Source organism: Lacihabitans lacunae (genome assembly GCF_042649125.1).
GTDB lineage: Bacteria > Bacteroidota > Bacteroidia > Cytophagales > Spirosomataceae > Leadbetterella > Leadbetterella lacunae.
Map to the genome: position 1 here is coordinate 3,760,357 of NZ_JBHRYQ010000001.1, position 21,106 is coordinate 3,781,462.

14 protein-coding genes are annotated in these 21,106 nt (G+C 38.0%); 4 read left to right on the forward strand and 10 right to left on the reverse strand.

The features are described 5' to 3' along the window. Positions 1-309: 309 nt before the first annotated feature. The gene (locus ACFOOI_RS16245) at positions 310-1,194 is read left to right on the forward strand and encodes a dioxygenase family protein (RefSeq protein WP_379839081.1); all 885 of its coding nucleotides are present in this window, start codon (positions 310-312) and stop codon (positions 1,192-1,194) included. A 4-nt stretch (positions 1,195-1,198) separates the two neighbouring features. Here ACFOOI_RS16245 and ACFOOI_RS16250 read toward each other — a convergent pair whose 3' ends face one another. Beyond that, entirely contained in the window at positions 1,199-1,735 is a 537-nt protein-coding gene (locus ACFOOI_RS16250; protein WP_379839082.1) for an NADPH-dependent FMN reductase, read from the reverse strand. A gap of 178 nt (positions 1,736-1,913) precedes the next feature. Here ACFOOI_RS16250 and ACFOOI_RS16255 point away from each other — a divergent pair, with 178 nt between their 5' ends. Beyond that, entirely contained in the window at positions 1,914-3,524 is a 1,611-nt protein-coding gene (locus tag ACFOOI_RS16255) for a GH35 family beta-galactosidase (protein WP_379839083.1), read from the forward strand. A gap of 50 nt (positions 3,525-3,574) precedes the next feature. On the opposite strand, the gene ACFOOI_RS16260 is transcribed toward ACFOOI_RS16255, so the two are convergent. Both ACFOOI_RS16260 and ACFOOI_RS16265 read right to left on the reverse strand, forming a co-directional pair. Then, entirely contained in the window at positions 3,575-5,200 is a 1,626-nt protein-coding gene (locus ACFOOI_RS16260; RefSeq protein WP_379839084.1) for a sulfatase family protein, read from the reverse strand. 130 nt (positions 5,201-5,330) lie between these two features. Then, positions 5,331-6,926 (reverse strand): carboxylesterase/lipase family protein, encoded by a 1,596-nt coding sequence (locus ACFOOI_RS16265; protein ID WP_379839085.1) that lies wholly within the window; start codon positions 6,924-6,926, stop codon positions 5,331-5,333. A 612-nt stretch (positions 6,927-7,538) separates the two neighbouring features. On the opposite strand from ACFOOI_RS16265, the gene ACFOOI_RS16270 reads away from it, so the two are divergent. Next, complete coding sequence (locus ACFOOI_RS16270; protein ID WP_379839086.1) at positions 7,539-7,994, forward strand: DUF4440 domain-containing protein; 456 nt, start codon at positions 7,539-7,541, stop codon at positions 7,992-7,994. 428 nt (positions 7,995-8,422) lie between these two features. Here the strand turns inward: ACFOOI_RS16270 and ACFOOI_RS16275 are convergent, their stop codons facing one another. From ACFOOI_RS16275 to ACFOOI_RS16300, 6 genes are all read right to left on the reverse strand, one after another. Continuing rightward, on the reverse strand, positions 8,423-9,256 hold the full coding sequence (locus ACFOOI_RS16275; protein WP_379839087.1) for a M23 family metallopeptidase: 834 nt from the start codon (positions 9,254-9,256) through the stop codon (positions 8,423-8,425). Between the two features lie 655 nt (positions 9,257-9,911). Then, on the reverse strand, positions 9,912-10,271 hold the full coding sequence (locus ACFOOI_RS16280) for a hypothetical protein (RefSeq protein ID WP_379839088.1): 360 nt from the start codon (positions 10,269-10,271) through the stop codon (positions 9,912-9,914). 3 nt (positions 10,272-10,274) lie between these two features. After that, positions 10,275-10,736, reverse strand: a complete 462-nt coding sequence (locus tag ACFOOI_RS16285; protein WP_379839089.1) for a hypothetical protein — start codon at positions 10,734-10,736, stop codon at positions 10,275-10,277. Between the two features lie 692 nt (positions 10,737-11,428). Continuing rightward, positions 11,429-12,139, reverse strand: a complete 711-nt coding sequence (locus ACFOOI_RS16290) for a DUF7003 family protein (RefSeq protein WP_379839090.1) — start codon at positions 12,137-12,139, stop codon at positions 11,429-11,431. A 230-nt stretch (positions 12,140-12,369) separates the two neighbouring features. Then, positions 12,370-12,816 (reverse strand): WapI family immunity protein, encoded by a 447-nt coding sequence (locus ACFOOI_RS16295; RefSeq protein ID WP_379839091.1) that lies wholly within the window; start codon positions 12,814-12,816, stop codon positions 12,370-12,372. A 1,717-nt stretch (positions 12,817-14,533) separates the two neighbouring features. Continuing rightward, the gene (locus ACFOOI_RS16300) at positions 14,534-16,342 is read right to left on the reverse strand and encodes an AAA family ATPase (protein WP_379839092.1); all 1,809 of its coding nucleotides are present in this window, start codon (positions 16,340-16,342) and stop codon (positions 14,534-14,536) included. 540 nt (positions 16,343-16,882) lie between these two features. Here ACFOOI_RS16300 and ACFOOI_RS16305 point away from each other — a divergent pair. Next, positions 16,883-17,449 (forward strand): cupin domain-containing protein, encoded by a 567-nt coding sequence (locus tag ACFOOI_RS16305; RefSeq protein WP_379839093.1) that lies wholly within the window; start codon positions 16,883-16,885, stop codon positions 17,447-17,449. A gap of 72 nt (positions 17,450-17,521) precedes the next feature. On the opposite strand, the gene ACFOOI_RS16310 is transcribed toward ACFOOI_RS16305, so the two are convergent. Then, positions 17,522-21,088, reverse strand: coding sequence for a family 78 glycoside hydrolase catalytic domain (locus ACFOOI_RS16310; RefSeq protein WP_379839094.1), 3,567 nt, complete (start codon positions 21,086-21,088; stop codon positions 17,522-17,524). Positions 21,089-21,106: the final 18 nt, after the last annotated feature.

Genomic DNA, 21,106 nt, shown 5'->3' on the forward strand with positions numbered 1-21,106 from the left:
TAATTGTGCGAGTTTGCAGGGTGCAGTTTTTTTTGCTCCGTTTTTTTTTGAAGGGTCCGGCCTACCGGAAAAATGGAGGCCCCGCTGGCAGGCGACCCAGTTAATGAAGGGGGAGTGTTTTTCAAAATGGTTAAAAAATGGCTTCAATGGTAGGTTTAAGCTATGTTTTCTTTAAAATTAAAAATTAGCCGTTTGACAGTAAAAAGCTTCTTCTCTTTAAAAAAAATACTAAAATCGAATTTAATGTTACAAATATATGTTGATACATTGATCTTCAAAATAGGCAATTAAAAGATTAATTAATCAAGTATGAATCGTACCAAATTCTTACAATCACTTTTAGCTATGGGCACATTAAGCAGTTTTAAAAATTATACCGACAGCCTGCAGGTTCAGTCGAGTCGTATGCCAGTTTTATTTACCTCACATGGCAGCCCGATGGATATTCCACTTTCAAAAGAGCAGCGTCCGTTTTGGAATGCTTTGCATAATTTGGGTGAAGAACTTCAAGGGAAATATGAAATAAAAGCCGCATTGGTAGTTTCGGCCCACTGGTGTGCAAAAGGCACTTTTGTGAATATTTCGCCCGAGCAAACCCAGATTTACGATTACTACGGTTTTCCTCAAAACTATTATGATCCAAAGTACAAAGCCAAAGGAGCACCTGAAGTAGCCAAAGAAGTCACAAAACTCATCCCTTCAGTTTCCGAAACTACCGACTGGGGCCTTGACCACGGAGCGTGGCCCATGCTGATGCATTTATTCCCGGAGGCCAATATTCCGGTTTTTCAAATGAGCATCAGCTACTATGAATCGCCGCAATATCATTATGAACTTGGCAAGCAGCTAAAGTCACTTCGCGAAAAAGGCGTTTTGATAATCGGAAGTGGGTCTATGATTCACAATTTGCAGCTGGTGGGTCAAAAAATGCGAACTGGCGACATGAGCCCGTTTGGATGGGAGACCGAATACGACATGTGGCTAAAGAAACAAATAGACGAGCAAAACTTTAAAAATCTCATAAACTATGAAACTAGTCATAAGTTAGGCAAACTGGCCGCACCTACCCCAGACCATTTTGTGCCACTTTTGTATACCTTAGGACTAACAGACGCCAAAGACCAACTTAGCTATTTTTACGAAGGAAACGCAAGTATTCCAGCGTTTAGCGAGCGAAGTTTTATTTACAAGTAAGGCTTCACATTTCAGCCTGAATGGTATGTACGATGGCCGTAATTTTTTCTAATAACTCTGGATTTGTAATGCCCGTTTCTGTATCAAAATTTTGATCAAAACTTGGTAACGAAAAGCTGCCTTTCACTACGGCTCCTCTAAACGGAAATGTGGCTTTGGCGTGCTCAAGTACCGACGACGCCCCCCTTGGGCCGGGCGATGTTGAAATCAAAAGCATAGGTTTTTCGCCAAATATTTTTCTTTTCGGTATTCTAGAAGTCCAGTCTATTAGGTTTTTAAATCCGGCATTAAATGAGCCGTTGTTTTCGGCTAAAGAAAGCACAATTAGGTCTGATTCGTCAATCATTTTTGCGAATGCCACTATTTCTTCAGGAAATGGAATTTCGGATTCAAGTTGAACACTAAAAAGAGGTATTTCTTTCGTACTTAAATTATATTTTTCTACCGTAGCATCTGAAAATAAGGACGCCACAAAGTAAGCATGTTTTCTATTTATTGAGTTTACGCTGTTACTTCCTCCTATGGCTAATATTTTGATCATTTTTTGTGGCTTTTTTTAATAAGAATCGACTAAAAGATAAACATATAGAAATCAGGGCTATTAAAAAATTATTGGTTTCATTTTTATTAAAAAGAAAACATAAATTCGTCGTTTTTCTTAAAATTGGTAAATTCTATGGAGATAGATATCTTTGGTCTTTATTATTCAATCAATTTTTATGAAAATCATCAAAACGATCTTTTTTCTCCTACTTTTTTCAAAAGCCTTTTCACAAATTCCTTTTTTGCAAAAACAAGGCTCCACTACACAATTAGTGGTAAATGGCAAACCGTTTTTGATTCGTGGTGGCGAGCTCGGAAACTCCACGGCCACCTCAACCGAAAGTATGAAAGAAGTGTGGCCAAAACTAAAAGCCATGCACCTAAACACGGTTTTGATGCCCGTTTATTGGGAATTGATAGAGCCGACAGAGGGGAAGTTTGAGTTCGGATTATACCGCGAAATGATAGATCTGGCACGCGAAAATCACATTAAAATAGTCTTTCTTTGGTTTGGTTCTTGGAAAAACTCCATGAGCAGCCATGCTCCGTCTTGGCTAAAACTTAACCAAGAGAAATATCCCCGAGCAAAAAGTGAAACGGGCCAAAGCCAAGAGATTTTGAGCTCGTTTAGCGAAGCCGTTTTTGAGGCCGACAAAAGAGCTTTTGAAGAGCTGATGTCTTTCACCAAAACATACGATAGCAAAGAAAACACTGTGATAATGGTGCAGGTAGAAAACGAGATTGGCATGTTGCCTTCTGCTCGCGACCACCAAGAATTGGCCAATCAAGCATTTAAGAAAGAAGTGCCGAGAGAATTATTAACGTATCTGAAAACCAATAAAGATAAGCTGGTGCCCGAATTTGCCGAAATATGGAAACAAAATGGCTACAAAACGAAAGGAAACTGGGAGGAAGTTTTTGGTAAAAATTTAGCTACTGACGAGCTATTTATGGCTTATTTTTATTCAAAATTTACGAATAGAATTACCGAGGCAGGGAAAGCAAAATATAAACTGCCGATGTTTGTCAATGCGGCTTTAAACCGTGCCGGAAAAAATCCGGGCGAGTACCCGAGTGCTGGGCCGCTTCCGCACCTGATGGACGTTTGGAAATCCGCTGGCACCGCCATAGACTTTCTTTCGCCAGACTTTTATAACCCTGATTTTAAACACTGGTGTGACTTATATGTGCGTCAGGGCGATGTGCTTTTTGTGCCTGAGCATGCCTTTGATGCCACCGTGGCAGCCAAGGCACTTTACACGGTGGGGCATTACCAAGGCATGGGGTTTTCGCCTTTTTCTATTGAGTCAAAAGAAAAACCAGAAGATGAGCCGCTTGGCAAAATATATGGTCTTTTAGCAAACTTGGAGCCTTTGATTTTGAAAAACCAAGGATTAGGAAAAATGGAGGCCGTTATGCTCAGCAAAGAAAACCCGGAAACAATCTTAAAAATGGGTAAATATGAGTTGGTTTGTAAAAACGACTATACCCTAAGTTGGACACCTGGGGCACGCACAGAAAATTGGCCATTAGGTGCGGCAATCATCATTCAAACCTCAGAAAATGAGTTTTATGTTTCGGGTACGGGCGTTGTTATTACGTTTAAAAACGCTGAAAATCCAAGTTTACGAGTGGGCCTACTAAAAGTAGACGAGGGCAGTTTTGTCAATGAAAAATGGAAGGTTTTGCGTCATTTAAATGGCGACCAAACCCACCAAGGCAGACATGTGAATATTGGCACAGATTCGTATGCTACGCAACGTGTAGAAGTGTACGATTATAAGTAAAAAAGATTGGCCCTAGAACTCAACACCGGTTTGAATTCTAGGGCTTTACTTTATCTAAATATCTTCCCTTTTGCCTCTAGCTCTTTGTATTTTTCTATATACATTTTATCGAGGGCTTCGGAGTCTTTGTATTTAACCCTGAGTTTCGCTAGTTTTTCGTGTAGTTCTTTTTTTATGCTTGCGTATTTGGGGTCGTTATATACATTTTTCAGCTCATCCTTATCGGCTTGGCGGTCATATAGTTCCCATTCGTCCACATCGTAATAAAAGTGCACAAGTTTGTATTTTTCAGTCACGATTCCGTAGTGTCGCTTAACCATGTGTACGCTCGGATATTCGTAATAATGATAATAGGCGGCATCTCTAAAGTTTTTGCCTTTTCCCTTAAATATCGGCACCAAACTTTCGCCTTGCATATCAGAGGGGGCTTTTATGCCAGCAGCATCCAGAAAAGTCTGTGCAAAATCGAGGTTTTGAACCATCTGAGAGTTTTTAGAACCCGCTTTTATCACCTGTGGCCACCTTACCAAAAGCGGCGTTTTAAACGATTCGTCAAATATAAAACGCTTGTCGAACCAACCGTGCTCACCTAAGTAAAACCCTTGGTCTGAGGTATAAACTACTATCGTGTTTTCTTCTAAATTATTATCTTTAAGAAAATCCAGAACACGTCCCACACCTTCGTCTACGGCCGCTATACAGCCCAAATAATCCTGCATGTACCGTTGGTATCGCCACTTCATTTTGTCTTTCTCGGTCATTTTTGGGTAGTTTTTGATAAACTCTCCGTTCATTTTTCCATATACCGAATCGAAAGATTTCCTTTGTTCGGGGTTCATTCTGCCTACAGTCCCATTAAAAAACTGCTTGTCGTAGGAGTGCGACTCAGGTATGCCAAGCAGGTCCATATTTTCAGGAAATATTTTAGAATCACCGGCCCAGTTCATGTGAGTTAGCAAGTTCATTTCGGCAGTTTTGGAGGCAGTTCCTCTTCCTTCATAATTGTCAAAAAGTGTAGTGGGTTCTTCAAATGTCTTGTTGATATAGCTTTTGTAATGACGCTCAGCCGGAATCCATTCTCGGTGCGGAGCCTTGTGTAAATATGCCAAAAAGAAAGGCTTGTCTTCGTCTCTATCGTTTTTTAACCAATTGATTGTAAGGTCGGTAATGATGTCTGTTACATAACCCGTAAATGTTTTTTTGCCTTCTTTTTTTGTGATAAAATCAGGGTTATAATAGTGCCCTTGATCGGGTAAAATCTGAAATTCGTCAAAACCTTTTGGGTTATTTCCAAAATGCAGTTTGCCAAACATGGCGGTCTGATAGCCGTTTGCTTGTAACAACTGTGGAAACGTGATATTCGTAGTATCAAAAGGGAAGTAGTTGTCTATTTTACCATTTAAATGACTGTGCTTTCCGGTCAAAATCACCGCACGCGAAGGTGCACAGATAGAATTGGTTACACAGGCATTTGAAAACAACATGCCCTCCTTGGCTATTCGGTCTATGTTTGGGGTCTGTATTAGCTTCGTGCTGTACGCCGAAATCGCCTGGTAGGCGTGATCATCAGACATGATAAAAACGATGTTTGGCCTTTTCTGTTTTTTGGTTTTGAAAGAAAGAAAAATAACCGGAATGGTGAGTAAGGCTAAGCCTAGAAATAGTAGTTTTTTCATGGTGAAAAAGTTTTAAGGTTGAACGGGCTGAATAGGATACAATATAAAAACTATCCGTATAGCTATAAATACAAAAAAAGGCCAAAATCAGATTTTTATGTTTTGGCCTTTTGTAAATGTATCGTTTATATTATTTTGGAAGAAGTTCAAACAGGTCTTTGTCCATTTGAGGCTTTACTGTACAGGTATTGTCAAAGTGCATAGTAGCCGTATTTTGGGCATTGTAAACTGGCCATTTAGGTAAACCTTTGTGGTTTGGGTCGCCGTTTTTTGCAAAATTTATCCATGCCTGACTTACCTTTGAAGCCAATGCATAAGCATCTGGAAAACCTCCGGTCATTTCTTCGCAGCGTGCTATATTGTCAAACACAAACGGTATCTCCATACAGTGCACGGCCTTGTATTTTCCGTCCATGATGGGCGACTGCCAGTCAAACATATACATGTAGGTGTTTGCCGCTCCAAGTGCCGACTTGCCGTTTGCCTGAGCCACTGCTCCGGGTCTAAACATCATGTCGATATCTAACATTTCCGAAGGTTTTTTAATATCCGGATACGCCTTTTTTACGGCCGCCACATACGCATCTGCTTTGTCGCCATAGGTACGCTTTATGGCCGCGTAGGTTTGTTCGTAGGTGCTAGTGGGAGGCACATTGCCAAAGAAGACCGTAAACTCGTTTTTGGTTGTTCCCAAAAGCAGCGGAATTTCTTTCGATAGCTCAAAAGCCTCGTTTGAGAATAGCTGGTAAGGCAAAACCTCGCCGTCAATACTCGGCCCCCAACCCAATCCAAATCCAATGACAGGTTTTCCTTGCTTTTTCTGTTGGTCCGAAATTGTTTTCAAGGCTTTGTTGCCAGCCATGCTAAGTTTTTCGAAAGGTACGTTTTGGATTTCGTCAATATTTTCAGGCGAAATACTCAGTTCTTTTATTACTTCAGCAGCTATGGCTTGGGTGGTTTCTTTGTCGAGCATGGCGGTTCTAAATGAGCCGCTTTGGTTTACTGCTTTATGAAAAAGACCACTTGCCGAAGGCATCGCCATCAAGGTGTTTACTTTGGCTCCTCCTCCTGACTGACCAAAAATGGTCACGTTGTTAGGATCACCACCAAAGTTTTCGATATTGACCTTTACCCACTCGAGAGCCGCCTTCATGTCTAACACGCTTAGGTTCGCCGATTTTTTGTATTTTTCGCCATAGGCCGATAAGTCTAAATAGCCCAAAATATTTAATCTATGGTTGATAGAGACCACCACTACATCTCCTTTTTTTGCTAGATTTTCTCCGTCATAAGAAGGCAGCTCTTGAGATGAGCCGGTAGTAAAACCACCGCCATGAATCCAAAACATGACGGGTCTTTTTTTGCCGTCGCTTATGCCGGGTGTCCAAACATTTATCCGCATGCAGTCTTCGTTTGTGAAGCCCCAGTCGTGGTTAAACACAAACTCTGACTCGTCCATAACGCTGGTAGTAGGAGTGGGGAGCGGTGCCACAGGGCCATATTCCATGGAGCTTCTTATGCCGCTCCAGTTTTTAGGTTTTTGAGGAAGTTCAAAACGCTTCGCTTCGGCATACGGGATGCCCTTGTAAGTGTAAATTCCCTTGTGAATATAGCCTCTCACTTTGCCGCTTTCGGTGTTGGTTACGGCTACGTTTTCTCCGGTTTGTATTTGACTAAATCCTACTTGCGTTACAAACAAGAGTGCTAAGAATCGCATTTTTTTCATTTTTTTGAGGTAAGGTTGAATATTTATTAAAGGTTGAATTATTAGGCTATCTCCTTCCAATTTTATGAGAAGACAAATAGACGTTTGAATTTAGCATTTTCTTTTTTGAATCCCTCAAAAATCTTAAAAGTTTGCTCATCAGGGTTTTGTTTTAAAAGAAAGCACACGTATTAACTTGTACATTTTAGTCAGTACTTAAAAAGGAAAAGGTGATTTTTTATACTGTCAAACGGGTAAAAAATAGAAAATAAATCATTACATCGCCCTGCACTGTTTGAGCACTGTTAAAATTCTATTGGGAAGTATATTTTTATTAGAACATTGACAATAAGAATTTTAATTGTGCGAGTTTGCAGGGTGCAGTTTTTTTTGCTCCGTTTTTTTTTGAAGGGTCCGGCCTACCGGAAAAAATGGAGGCCCCGCTGGCAGGCGACCCAGTTAATGAAATGGGGGGGGCAAAATGATTAAAAAAATGGCTTAAATGGTAGGTTTAAGCTATGTTTTCTTAAAAAATAAAATTTACCCGTTTGACAGTATTTTTTTTAAGAAATAAAAATTAATACAAAGGAGGCTACATGTAGTATTTGTGGTAAATTGGTGTTTTTACATCTGATGAAAACACACGTTTCTATATTTCTATTTCTAACCTTCGGGCTTTCTTGTCAGCTATTGGCTCAAAACCAATGGAACAAAAAACAGCAAGCCGCTCAAAATGTGCTTAAAAATATGTTTGAAGCCATTTCTGAAAGAGACTCGGTTGGTTTTAAAAATAGTTGTACGGCTGACGTAACCTTTTACGAATACGGCCAAGTTTGGAATTTGGATACCCTAATTAATAAAACAATAAGGCAAAACACGGCGGCAGATTTTAAGCGTGTAAACACCTTTAGTTTTATACAAACCACCACAGATAAAAATCAAGCATGGCTAACTTATAGGCTTACATCCACTATTACAAAAGGCGGTAAAGAAAGCATTATAGAGTGGCTGGAAACGGCGATTTTGAAGAAAGAAGAAAAACGATGGAAAGTAAAACACCTACACTCCACACGAATTAACCGTAATTAAAAAAGAGCTTTTTTAAACCTTTAATTTTTCAATCCTTTAAACAGGAAAAGCGGTTCTGCAGTACAAAGGTTCTGACCTTTTGCACCGGGGGTATTATGGTTTTAATATATTTTATTGAACAGGTATCTAAAAAATACTGAAGTTTGAAATACTTATGCTCAATTACATCCTAATTCGGGTCAAACAAAAAAGTTGGGGAGGAAAGGAATTCCAGTCCGCTCGAGCGGTAGCCGAGAGCTGCGGTAATAGAACCGCCTGTGAATCTCGTCTACCGCTCGATTTGACAAGGGAAACTTGATTTTGCAGAGGGGCTCATTTGGGTTTAAAAAACCTATGGGTTTGTCTAATGCAAAGTTTAATTCTACATTGATCCATTGCTTTCATCGCATGTCCTGCGGACACGACGAAAGCTTGGCTGTTGTAGCCAGTTATTTTTCAATAATATTTCCTTTTTTTAGTTCAGTACTTTTATAACCTCCAACAAATTCAAATGCTATTGACATCAATCCATCTTCGTTGTTGGTTGGAATTAAACAATTGAAATGAAGGTGCTCAACATCTGTCTGACCGGTCATACCTGATAATCCAATTGGCTGACCTTTTTTGATTCTGTCACCTACTTTAACTAAACTTCCATTTTCAGTTAAATGAACGTATTGTGTGAATATTCCCGAATTTGATTCATATATGGTAATGAAATTTCCATAGGGTTTCCATTCATTTCCCTTTCCTCCAAATTTATAATTATCAACAACTCCAACTACAAAGCCATTTGTTGCTGAACAAATAGTATCGTTTATTTTTAGGTCAAAATCGACAGCAAATCTTGACCACTCAGTATTATGAGTGTAATTCGTATTGTTTCCTTGAATGACTTTGTACTTTTTGCCATTTCGGAAAGGTAATTCCAGTTCAATGGGTTTGATTTGCTTTGATAAACTACCAAACTTCCAATTATAGCTAAATGACGTATTTTGGTCAAATTCGGGAACATTTATTTTTTTAATAATTGTATCTGATTTTGCCTTTAATTCAATAGTACCAAGTTGTTTAAGAATTGTTTCTAAATTCGAGTTGTTAGTTTTAATTTCAAATCGAATTGGGCAATTAACGGGATTAATCAGTTTTATTTCTAAACTATCATTTTTTAGATTAATTTCTGGTGGTGGAATTTCAGTTTGAGATGTTTTCTTTGTAGGAAGTTTGGTCGTAGAACAACCAACAAATATTAGTATTATAACGTGTAAAATTCTAAATTTCATTTTTCAGTTTTAATTGGCTATAACAACCAGCTTAACGCCACTACTATTTTTTTAAGTATCGTTAATATCGTAAGTTTTTGTGTTAATTATTTGATTGTAAATAACATATCTATTTGCAAGCGTTAATTGTCAAATATTGCTTTCAATCAAAATACTACTCTTAGATTTATTTATGACCCAATTTACTGTTTTATTTCAAAAATGAAATCATGAATTATTTTTATTGATTTATCGGTAAAAGTTGGGGAGGAAAGGAATTCCTGTCCGCTCGAGCGGTAGCCGAGAGCTGCGGTAATAGAACCGCCTGTGAATCTCGTCTACCGCTCGATTTGACAAGGGAAACTTGATTTGGCAGAGGGGCTCAATTGGGTTTGAAAAACCTATGGGCTTACCTAGGGAAAAGGTTAAGTTCAATTCATCGAGGTTGGCTGTTCCATTAAAGCGGTAGCATATAAAACAAGGAGGAAGCACTAGGCTCTCCCAATTTTCCAAAGCCCTTTTTTAAAGACTACTATCACGCTTGAAAAGCTAAGATTAAGTGGTTACGAAAGTATGTTGGAGTATTATCAACGCTTGCAACCAGAGATTCAGTGAACCGCCGTATACGAGACCCGTACGTACGGTGGTGTGAGAGGCGTACCGTGGGCTTTACGGACTACGGCAGTCTACTCGATTGTGGGTATGTCCATAATGGCATCTCTATTATTTCTGCTTCTCCAATCTTATTTAATGCCTCATGAATCCACCAAATCCGTCCAGTTTGAATGAACCTATCAATATCACCATGTCTTAAGAATCGAACTGTTGCTAGTATTGATTCTCCAGGTGATAAGAATTCTTGTCCTTCAAAATTAATATCCCCGATATAAGTCGCAACCAAATCATTCGAATTGTCTTTATATTCAAAAACATGATTTGGTCTATATCCTGAAATTATTGGAGTCTTGCGTCCACCTTCTTCCGTTGGATATAGTTTAAAATGAGCTTTCACAATTATTAAATCTGATTTTTCCATAAATCATAAATAATCAAAATATCTAATTCCCCATGATGGAGTTTCTCCTCCAAGAAGATTGTAAAAATCTGTAAAACTCCCATCATAGTCTTCGTCTAATTCATCAGCACTTACATATACAAATCCATTTTGGTCAAGAATATTGATAATAGCCTGCACAGTCTCTTTGGAGTATTCAGTCTCAAAGTTAATCGTTGCCAATTGCCCAAAATTGCTAATCCTAATCGAGTAACCAATTTGAGGTTTAGGATTAATGACCAAATCATGCGGTATTTTAATATCACAAAAAAAACTTGCATCTTGAATCTGGTCATCTACAATAAAATCAACTCCAAACTTATCAATCAAGTTATTGGTCAATTTAGATTCGTTTGATTTTATCTCTTTAGAATTAAAATCAGTCGGAGTTTCGTAACTACCAAACTCATCAAATCTTATTAATATGTCCTTAGTTTGCTGTCTCATCTTGCATTTCCCACAAAGAGTGGCTTAACGCTACTGTTTTTTTGAGTAGCGATAATATCGCATTTACTTTTTTAAATATATTTTCTGTAAAAACCTGATAGCGAGGCTGTTGTGTTTTTTGTTCAGTTTTAATGGTTTCATTATGTGAGCTTTAGAGTTTCGTTAACCCAAATTTTGGCTTAGCAAATATATTCTTTGAATTGTTTATTTCCAATTATTCAAAATGCTTACAACGAGCAGCTCAATGCTACTATTTTTTAAGTATCGTTAATATCGTAAGTTTTTGTGTTAATTATCTAATTATAAGTAACATATATATTTTCAAGCGTTAATTGTCAAATATTGCTTTCAATCAGCATACAACTCTTAGATTTATTTATGACCCAATTTACAGTTTTATTTCAAAAATGAAATCATGAATTATTTTTATTGATTTATCGGTAAAAGTTGGGGAGGAAAGGAATTCCTGTCCGCTCGAGCGGTAGCCGAGAGCTGCGGTAATTGAACCGCCTGTGAATCTCGTCTACCGCTCGATTTGTCAAGGGAAACTTGATTAGAGGCTCCATTGGATTTGGAAAACCTATGGGCTTGCCTAGGGAAAAAGTTAAGTTTAATCCTACGCGGCCCGATTGCTTTCATCGCATGTCCTGCGGACACGACGAAAGCTTAGCAGTTGGCGGCTGGGCTTTTTTTCAGAGTGTCCCACCTTCGAGCCAATTTGTCCAGTGTGTATTTGTAATTTCAGCCGTATTGTACAAATTCTTATCCCCTGTCATAATAACGTCTGCAAGTTGTTGAAATGTTTCTGTTTCGCTTGGTTTTTCATCTTCTACAAGATTTGGGTGATGCCAATTATCAAGTGTCATAAAAATTGGTAAATCCTTTGGGATTTTTGTTGAAATTTCCTCCCGAGTAACCCAAAATAAATTCGATTTATCTGGAATTAGTCCTCTCAAAAACTCCCAAGGTGTGATTTTATCTTCATATTCAAGTTCTACTTTTTTTGACTTATAATACTGTCTGTCAAATATAATAGGGATTTCTTGTCCTCTAACTAAAATATTCTTGGCTTCTGGATTTAAATATGGCAAATAAATAGTGTCGTCTGTCAAGAAGGTTTCAATACCGTTGTCAGACGCAAAATAATTGAAATTGTTGTTGTCGTTCCAACCTGTTAAACAGTTTCCAAATACGTTCGCAATTGTTGTTATTCCATCAAGCCCACTTTCGTGATTGAAAAAGGCTAAAACCTCTAATAAAATAGCCCATCTCTTGTCATCTCGAAAAATAGTCATTTTTTGGTCAGCATGATAGTAATAACCATTGTCTAACATTGGGAAAACATAACTTTCAGCCTCAACATCTAACTGTCGTAATATTTCTTGTCTGTCCTCGATTGTCATTTGTCAGATGTTAAAGTGTCGTAATATAACGGATAGGGCTTTGTGCAGGTTGGTAATTAGAATTGCGTCTGCTCGGAACCGCTGCTGATTGAAAATATTAAGTTGAAGTTAATAACAAAAGTTCAGCGATGTACGTACTGCCCGAACAAAAGTTGAATAGAATTACAAATGCTCATTGTTATTCCGTCTGCCCAACTTGCACAAAACCCAATTTTAGCTGTAATAGCAAATTATTTATCGCTTATTCCTTTCATTCCACCATATTTATTTACAATGTTTTCAAGTTCGTTTAAAGTATATTTTATGTATGATTGATCTGTATTGAATTCAAAATCTATCTTGTTGTTGAATTGATTTTCTTCTGAAAAAGTGCCTTCAATTACTACGTGACCCATATTATCATAAGTCAAAGTTATTAGTGTGTTTTCTTCGTAATTTTTGTAAAATATTTGACCACTCAAGAAAGTGTTACTTTCCTTTAAGGATTTATAAAAAAGATAAATTTCACCGGTTGAAGTGTAAAAAGAAGAATTTACTTTAAAATTTCCAGACGTAATTTTAATTTTTGCTTTTGCATCATATCCACCCCAATGACAAGTTCTATTCGGAAAATCAAATACTTGTTCTAATTCAATTTTGATATATCCGTTTTCTCCTTTTAATGTAAATGATTCCATATTTTTCAGCGATGAGTATGTCTGCTATTAAAGCTAACGGATGGCTTAACGCTACTGTTTTTTTGAGTAGCGTTAATATCGCATTTACTTTTTTAAATATATTTTCTGTAAAAATCTGATAACGAGGCTGTTGTGTTTTTTATTCAGTTTTAATGGTTTCATTATGTGAGCTTTAGAGTTTCGTTAATCCAAATTTTGGGTTAGCAAATATATTCTTTGAATTGTTTATTTCCAATTATTCAAAATGCTTACAACGAGAAGCTCATCGCCACTGTTTTTTTAAGTATCGTTAATATCGTAAGTTTTTGTGTTAATTATTTGATTGTGAATAACAGATCTATTTGCAAGCGTTAATTACCAGATATTGCTTTCAATCAGCATACAACTCTTAGATTTATTTATGACCCAATTTACAGTTTTATTTCAAAAATGAAATCATGAATTATTTTTATTGATTTATCGGTAAAAGTTGGAGAGGAAATGAATTCCTGTCCGCTCGAGCGGTAGCCGAGAGCTGCGGTACTTGAACCGCCTGTGAATCTCGTCTACCGCTCGATTTGACAATGGAAACTTGATTTGGCAAAGGGGCTCCATTGGATTTAAAAAACCTATTGAGCATAAGTACTGACAATAATGACGGATATCCGTTTCTCCGAACACAACGGGGGTCGCGTCCGACTAATAAAAAGTAGAAGTGTCAAACCACCCAAATTTTGATTGCGGTCTGGGTGGTCCAACAAATCGGCTTTCTTCTACTTTGCTAAATGTTAGCGGCAGTGGTTTTTCATCCGATGAACTATCCACGGGCGAAAATATTACAATTTCAAAAGTCGTTCGATATTGCAAAAAACTATCCATAGGCAACAAAATTAAATTTTAAGTGGTCGTCGGGTGTCGCAAAAAACTGTCCAATAGTAAGTCTTTTACATTTAGTTACTGTTTTTATTATTCAACTTATTTTTTAAGAAATCAACATTGATTACAGACCATATCATTACAATAACAAAGGGAATAATGTATGAAAATTGTATTTTTCCGCTAAGAAAATAACTTATTGTTGTTAAAATAATTGGTATTATAATAGTTGAAATCAAAAGTGCGGAATATAAATTTAACATTTTTTTCAACTCTTTGTCTGTTTTGTTCAGGTACATTTCTTTTAGCATATTTTTGAGGTATTTTTTTTAAGTGGTCTATTTAAATACATGATTTTGTCGTTTTTGGGGGTCTTCATAACATTGCCGCCAACAACCAGCTTAACGCCACTACTATTTTTTTTAAGTATCGTTAATATCGTAAGTTTTTGTGTTAATTGTCTAATTATAAATAACATATCTATTTGCAGCGTTAATTGCCAGATATTGTTTTCAATCAGTATACTACTCTTAGATTTATTTATGACCCAGTTTACAGTTTTATTTCAAATATGAAATCATGAATTATTTTTATTGATTTATCGGTAAAAGTTGGAGAGGAAATGAATTCCTGTCCGCTCGAGCGGTAGTCGAGAGCTGCGGTAATAGAACCGCCTGTAAATCTCGTCTACCGCTCGATTTGACAAGGGAAACTTGATTTGGAAGAGGGGCTCATTTGGATTTAAAAAACCTATGGGTTTATCTAGTGCAAAGTTTAAGTTCAATCCTACGCGGCCCGATTGCTTTCATCGCATGTCCTGCGGACACGACGAAAGCTTAGCTGTTATAGCCAGTACTTCTTGTCATATTACGTTTATAAAGTCTTGGAACATTTCGGAAAATTCATACCTAGTTGTTCCGTTGTCATCATATTGTTCGACCTCTCTTATTTGTTCTGCCGTCATTCTCGTCCAAAATCTTTCAAGAATAAGTTCTTTTTTTGTTGATTTTTCATTTGCGATTAAAACTTTTGCATCACAAGTATCTGTTAAAGTGAAAGTACTTCCTGCTGGTAATTGAAGACAGTCCAAATGGATATAATTTTCAGGCTCTCTTTTTCTAGTTACATAAGCTTTTATTCCACTTTGCACCAAGTCAGCAATAGTATCTATATTCTTCTGCTCTTCGTTTGTTCCTTTATCTGAGTCTAGTAACACACAATAAGGAATTTGGAATTGGTCAACTAATCTTAAAGTCTTCCAGTGTTTTAAGTTTCCGCAACCGCCAATTGGAACGAGAGCAATTCTTTTCTCTTGAAACGTATGTGTCAAGTGTCCTCCATTTTTAAGTTGGTTAGCTGTGTGATTTAAAAATGTTACATCACTTTTCCCTTCAATTAGTATGATTGCTGTTGCATTTTTAGGAATTGGGTCGGCTAAAACACCAAGTGTTTGTGCGATTTTTTCAAAAACTTCTTCCGTTCCTAGTTCGATATTTCTGTCGTCAACAGTTTTTTCAATGAACCTCAAACTTTCTAATGGCAATAGTCCAGCTAGAGCAGGAGTATGTGTTGTTAAAATAATTTGAGAATTGCCTGTATTTGCAAGTTCTATAAATGCTTGAATAAGCATTTCCTGATGGTCTGGATGTTGAGATGTTTCAGGTTCTTCAAAAGCAAAAATTATTTGATTCCCTTGATGCTGGTTTCTTAATCTTTCTGCTTCGGCTCGAAAAAAATTTAGTAAGATTAGTCGTCTTACTCCGCTTCCTCGTTTGTTAATCGGAATGTTGTCCTCTGAATTTATTGTCAATTTAAATTGTGAATCAAATTTGGGTTCTGTCTTAAATTCCGGAATTAGTTCGTTAGCCAATTCTGGAGACATTTCTTTTAGTTTTGCTAATGTTCGATTTGCTGTATCTATTGCTTTGTTTCTAACCTCATTCTTTATGTGTTCTATTTCGTCAGTCAATTCTGCTAATGCTTGTTGTACTGCAAGTTTCATTGGGTCAGTAACTTCTTTGTCATCATCTTTACTTTGTCTGTCTGACTGAAATAGTGCATAAATTGGTAAATAATTTTTCAATGTATCATATACCTTTTTTGTATCTTCTTTATCTACTAACAATTCTGTTCTAGCTAACTTTAAGTCCTCAAAGCTTGCCCAAATAGCTTGTCTTATTGTTGAATTAATATTTCCATTGTAATTCCCTTGCGGTATATTTAAGCCAGTTGCTCTTGTTTTAAGTTCTGCCTTTTTAAGTTCTAAAAGGTCATTAGAATTTTCAGCAGTTGGATGATTACAAATAATAAAAACCTTTTCTTTTGGTTTAGCAGCTGATGTTGCAAATACTTTTTTTATTTCAAGTCTGTTGTTTTCATTTAGTAAGTATTCATTTGCTAAACTTGTTGGTGCAGCCGCATCAATAATAATTTCATTTGGGTAATCACTAAAAACACAAGTTATTTCTATTTGATTGTTGTCAGCATTAATGTTTAAATCTTCTCTTTCACAAACGACAAGTGAGTTGTTAAAAAAGATTTCTAACGCCTCAAGAACAGATGATTTACCTGCGTCATTTTTTCCAATGAATGCAGTCAAATTAGAAATTGGTATAATCGTTTCTGTCCGATAACCTCTAAAATTTTTGATTCTTACTTCTTCTAATATCATTTGTGTCGTGTCTTTTAGTATTGGCTATAACGAGTGGCTTAACGTTACTAATTTTTTGAGTAGCGTTAATATCGCATTTATTTTTTTAAATATATTTTCTGTAAAAATTTGATAGCGAGGCTGTTGTGTTTTTTGTTCAGTTTTAATGGTTTCATTATGTGCGTTTTAGAGTTTCGTTAACCCAAATTTTGGGTTAACAAATATATGCTTTGAATTGTACATTTCCAATTATTTATTTAAGATTCAGTTTGCCTTATGAACTCACTATTTTGTCAAAGCCATTTGAAGGTTCAAGTGTCTGTATTTCAGCGGATTTTTAAGTGCTTTGTCCTAGTAATAATAGTGTTTTTTAGGAGGGAAGTTACGTTTTCTAGTAAAGGCATTCCGAAGCGGTCCTGTAAGAATGTCAAGTAGAAATAGTGGAGGTTTGAGTTAAGAACTTATTCTATTATTTTCCCCAAAAAAATTAGACTGCCATTAGATAAAATGTTTGGATATTTTATGAAATAAATGCTCAAATTGATTAAAAATTAAGGTCTTATGAAAAGGAATGGTTTTATCGCTTCGGTATTTGGCTTGGTGTCTGCACCTTTTTTTTCTTCTGCAGGTGAGTTTAAATATTTTTTGAGAAAAGATAAGGGTTTTAAGGTGGCAGCAGGGGAGGGGAGAATTCACGGGCACATTCAGCTTAAAGGAGTAAATGCCAATATCCTCGATGTTAAAATTTCAGGTAGCGACACAAATGGCGACTTGGCTATTTTTGAGCAAACCTCGCTTTCTCCGGGTAAGGGCACACCGCTGCATGTGCATTTGGGACAAGATGAAATCTTCCAAATACTAGAGGGTACCTATTACTTTCAGGTAGGCGAAGACAAATTCACCATGACCAAAGGCGAAAGCATATTTTTGCCTAGAAATGTACCGCATGCCTGGACACAAGTTTCAGAAAGAGGCAAGATGACCGTAATTATGCAGCCTGCCGGCAAATTAGAAGAGTTTTTTGTAACCGTGGCCGCTTTAGACCATGAACCCTCGCCACAAGAAATGGCCAAAATATTTGCAGATAATGAAATGAAAGTGGTGGGCCCACCTCTAAAAATCGAATAGAAGTTCCTTTACTTTTTTTACATAAAAAAGCCGCTCCTTAATGAATAAAGAGCGGCTTTAGCATTTATTTTTTTACTTAACCGAAAACTTGTAATTACCCGAAACCAAAGGTATCACGACGTTTTCTCCTGCTTGGCTCACGCCTTTCCAGTTTGTTATTTTCGTGCCACTTTCTGTTATTTGGTCTATGCTTTTTGCTGCCAAATAAAGCGTGGCGGTGGAGTTGGCAGGCACGCTTATTTCATATACGTAAGTGCCGTTTTCTAGTTTCCAAGAGCTGCTTATTCTGCCATACATAGAGTCAAAATAGCCTTTTGCAAACGTGATTTCCTTGTTTGGGTCGGGCGTTGGCTGCAAAATAAAACTTTTAAAGGCGTTGTTGTCTGCACCTCTTTGTATTCCCAGCGAATGGTTGTTCATCCATGCTGCCACCGAGCCAAACGAGTAGTGATTAAATGAGTTCATGCTGTTGTTTCCGCCAAAACCATTTTCTACGGTATAGCTGTTTAGTCGCTCCCAAATAGAAGTGGCACCGTTTACCACCGAATATAACCATGACGGATATTGGGTATTGGTAAGCAGTTTGTAAGAGAGGGCCTCTTTGCCGTTTTGAGACAAAGCCTCGCTGATAGATGCGGTGCCAATGAAGCCCGTCATCAATGAATTTTCGGGTCTTTCTATGTTGCCGTCGTCTTTGTTTTTACGGGCGATGGTTTCGCTCAAATACTGTATGGCAAAAGGCTTATTTGTTTCGTCAAAAGCCCCCAAAGCAAGCGGAATGGCATAAGAGGCCTGGGTGTCCATCAAAGCTCCTTTGTGCGTAGGTTGCACGATTTGGTTTTCTCCCGGAGGGCCTTGGAAGCCCGTAACTAAGCCAGATTTAACCGTTCTGTGCGTGTTTTTGTCTACATATATGTCATTAAAGGCTTTTTTTATTTCTTCGCTTCTTTTCAAAAATGCCGCTGCGTCTTCTGTTTTGCCAAGTGCTGTGGCCATTTTGCTCATGATGTCTAAATCGTACGCGAAATAGGCCATCCAAAATAAGGTATTGTCGTTTTTGTTGCCTTCGGGACTTAGCCAGTCACCCAGCGGTCCTTCGTTTAATATGCCGTCTTTGTTTATTTTGGAATCTAAGTGCGTCATGTATTTTTTCATGGCGTCGTAGTGTTCAGCCAAAAGCTGCTTGTCGCCATATTGGCTATAGCTTTCCCAAGCCACCACTACGCCTGCACTTCCCCAAAGGGTACCGCCAAAGCCACCACCTACGGGTGCTACGTCAGTAAATCTCCCGCCTTCAGTCTGAAGGTCACGCATAGCCAAAAGGTGTTTTCTGAAAAACTGATTGGCGTCTGTGAGGTAAGTAGCGGCTTTTGAAAATACCGAGATATCGCCGCTCCAGCCCATGCGTTCGTTACGCTGTGGGCAGTCGGTAGGTATCGAAAGGAAATTACTTCTCAGCGACCACGTGATGTTTTCCCACAGTTTGTTTACCATAGGGTTATTGGTTTCATAGGCAGACGAAAGTGCTTTCACCGAACTTATCACGAGTCCTTTTACCTCATTTACGGGAATTGGGGTTTCTATTCCGGTTATTTCCACAAACCTATAACCATGAAAAGTAAACCTCGGCTGTATGGTTTCGTCTCCGCCTTTGAGTATGTATTGGTCGGTGGCGTGAGCGGCACGAATATTCTCCATCATCACCATGCCTTCGTTGCCTTTGTATTCGGGTAAGTTGGGATATAATACTTCGGCAAAACGCATGTTTATCAGTTGTCCCTTTTTACCATTTTTGATATGAATTTGCGGTACACCCACCATGTTTTGTCCCATGTCGTATACCATTACGCCCGGTCTCGGGTTTTCTACTTTTTTGGCTACCAATGTTTTCACTATGGTCGGGCTTTCTTCGTATTGCCCAATCAACTTCATGTCGTCAAAGTTTAGTTGGTTTTCTCCCGAAAAGGTGCTTCCTTTCAATGTTACCACTTCGGCATTCTTCCAGTTTTTGTCGTTGTATGCGGCAGTTAACCAGTCTTTTATTGCGGCCTCTTTGTTGGCGTCGTAAACCTCTCCTTGAAAAAACGAACCTACCCGAATCGGGCCGTCTGTATATAGTTTCCAGTCTTTGTCGTTTGAGGCAATTACCTGCTCCGTGCCGTCTTCGTAGGTTAAGACCATTTTGGCTAAAAGCGACTGTCGGTCCCCAAAGTAATTCCAGTTGTCGCCCAAGTACGTGATGTTTCCGCTCCACCAGCCTTCGCTTAACCATGCACCAATCGCGTTTTTGCCATTAGCAGCTATCAGGTTGGTGACGTCATAGGTTTGGTACATGTGGTGTTTATTGTACTGCGTTAAGCCAGGGTTAAAGTAGTCGTTTCCTACTCTTTTTCCGTTGATATAAATCTCATAAATACCCCTTGCGGTGGCATATAGTCTCGCCTTTTTTATCTTTTTGTTTTTTGTGCTAAAAGTAGTTCTCAGCATAGGAGCTGCGTTTTTACTTGGATCTGCAGTCGTGAGTGTTTCACCCGACAGTTTATAGGTGCCGTTCTCTATTTTTAGGTTAGAAAACAGTGCACTGTTGGTGCTGATGTTATCTTTAAAAAGCGTATTTCCCGGAAATCTAAAGTTTGTGATTTCTATATCAGAAAAGTTAGCACTTTGACCAGCATGGGTTTGAAAACCGATATCCGCCAACATCGGGAAGGTGATGTAGTTATTGCCGCTGCCCAGCGGGTTCACATTAAAGCCCGGCTGCCCATATGGCGGAATAGCCTCCATGCTTTTGTCTTCAACTTTATGAGCATCTGTTTGGCCATCAATATGAAACTCAAATACACCTAAATTGCTTTCTGCATAAACTTGGTGCTTTTGGTATTTATTGGCCTCGTTTATTAGGCTTTTGGGTATTTCTAAAGACTTTATAGGCGTTTCTTTGGTGTCGGTTTTGGTGTAACCTACTCTATAAATATTCAACAAAGCCGAACCTCCAGTTTTTAAATTAGTAATGTCAATTTCGAGGGCTACATAGCTTTGGTTTTTGCCTTTTTCTACGGTCATCAAATTCAAATATTGGTTAGCCAAACGGTGATCATTAGCTCCGAAAACAAAGGCTGCTTTTGTAGAACCCGATTTTTCGTCGAGTTGAAGGCCAAAACTGATTTTATAAACCGCCAAATAATGCGAATAAAAAGTCAGATCAGCATCGCCACCGCCTATCCAGTTTGCACCCGACCAAGCCGAGAGATTTGGATTTAATAATCCCGTTTCGAACCATGACTTCGAAGTAGAGGTTTCACCGAAGTTGTTCCAAACCTGCACTTGCCACGTGTATTTTGTGCTAGCCTTTAGGGCTTTTCCTGCGTATTCCACTGCATTCGAAATCCCGCTTGTTACCTTTTTGCTATTCCATACCTCGGCATTAGCCTCGTCAAAAACTCGGATTTGATACGCCGTTTGTAAATACCCTTTTTTAGCATCGAGAGCTTTCATTTGCCACGAAAACTGCGGTTTAGCATTGTCAGTGCCTAAGGGTTTGCTTAAGTAGTTAACCTGAAGTTTTTCTAGATTGAAATTGGCAAAAATAGGATGTATAAAAAGGGACATTAGTATTCCCAGAAGAATTTTCTTTTTCATATTTTAAGGTTAATTCTG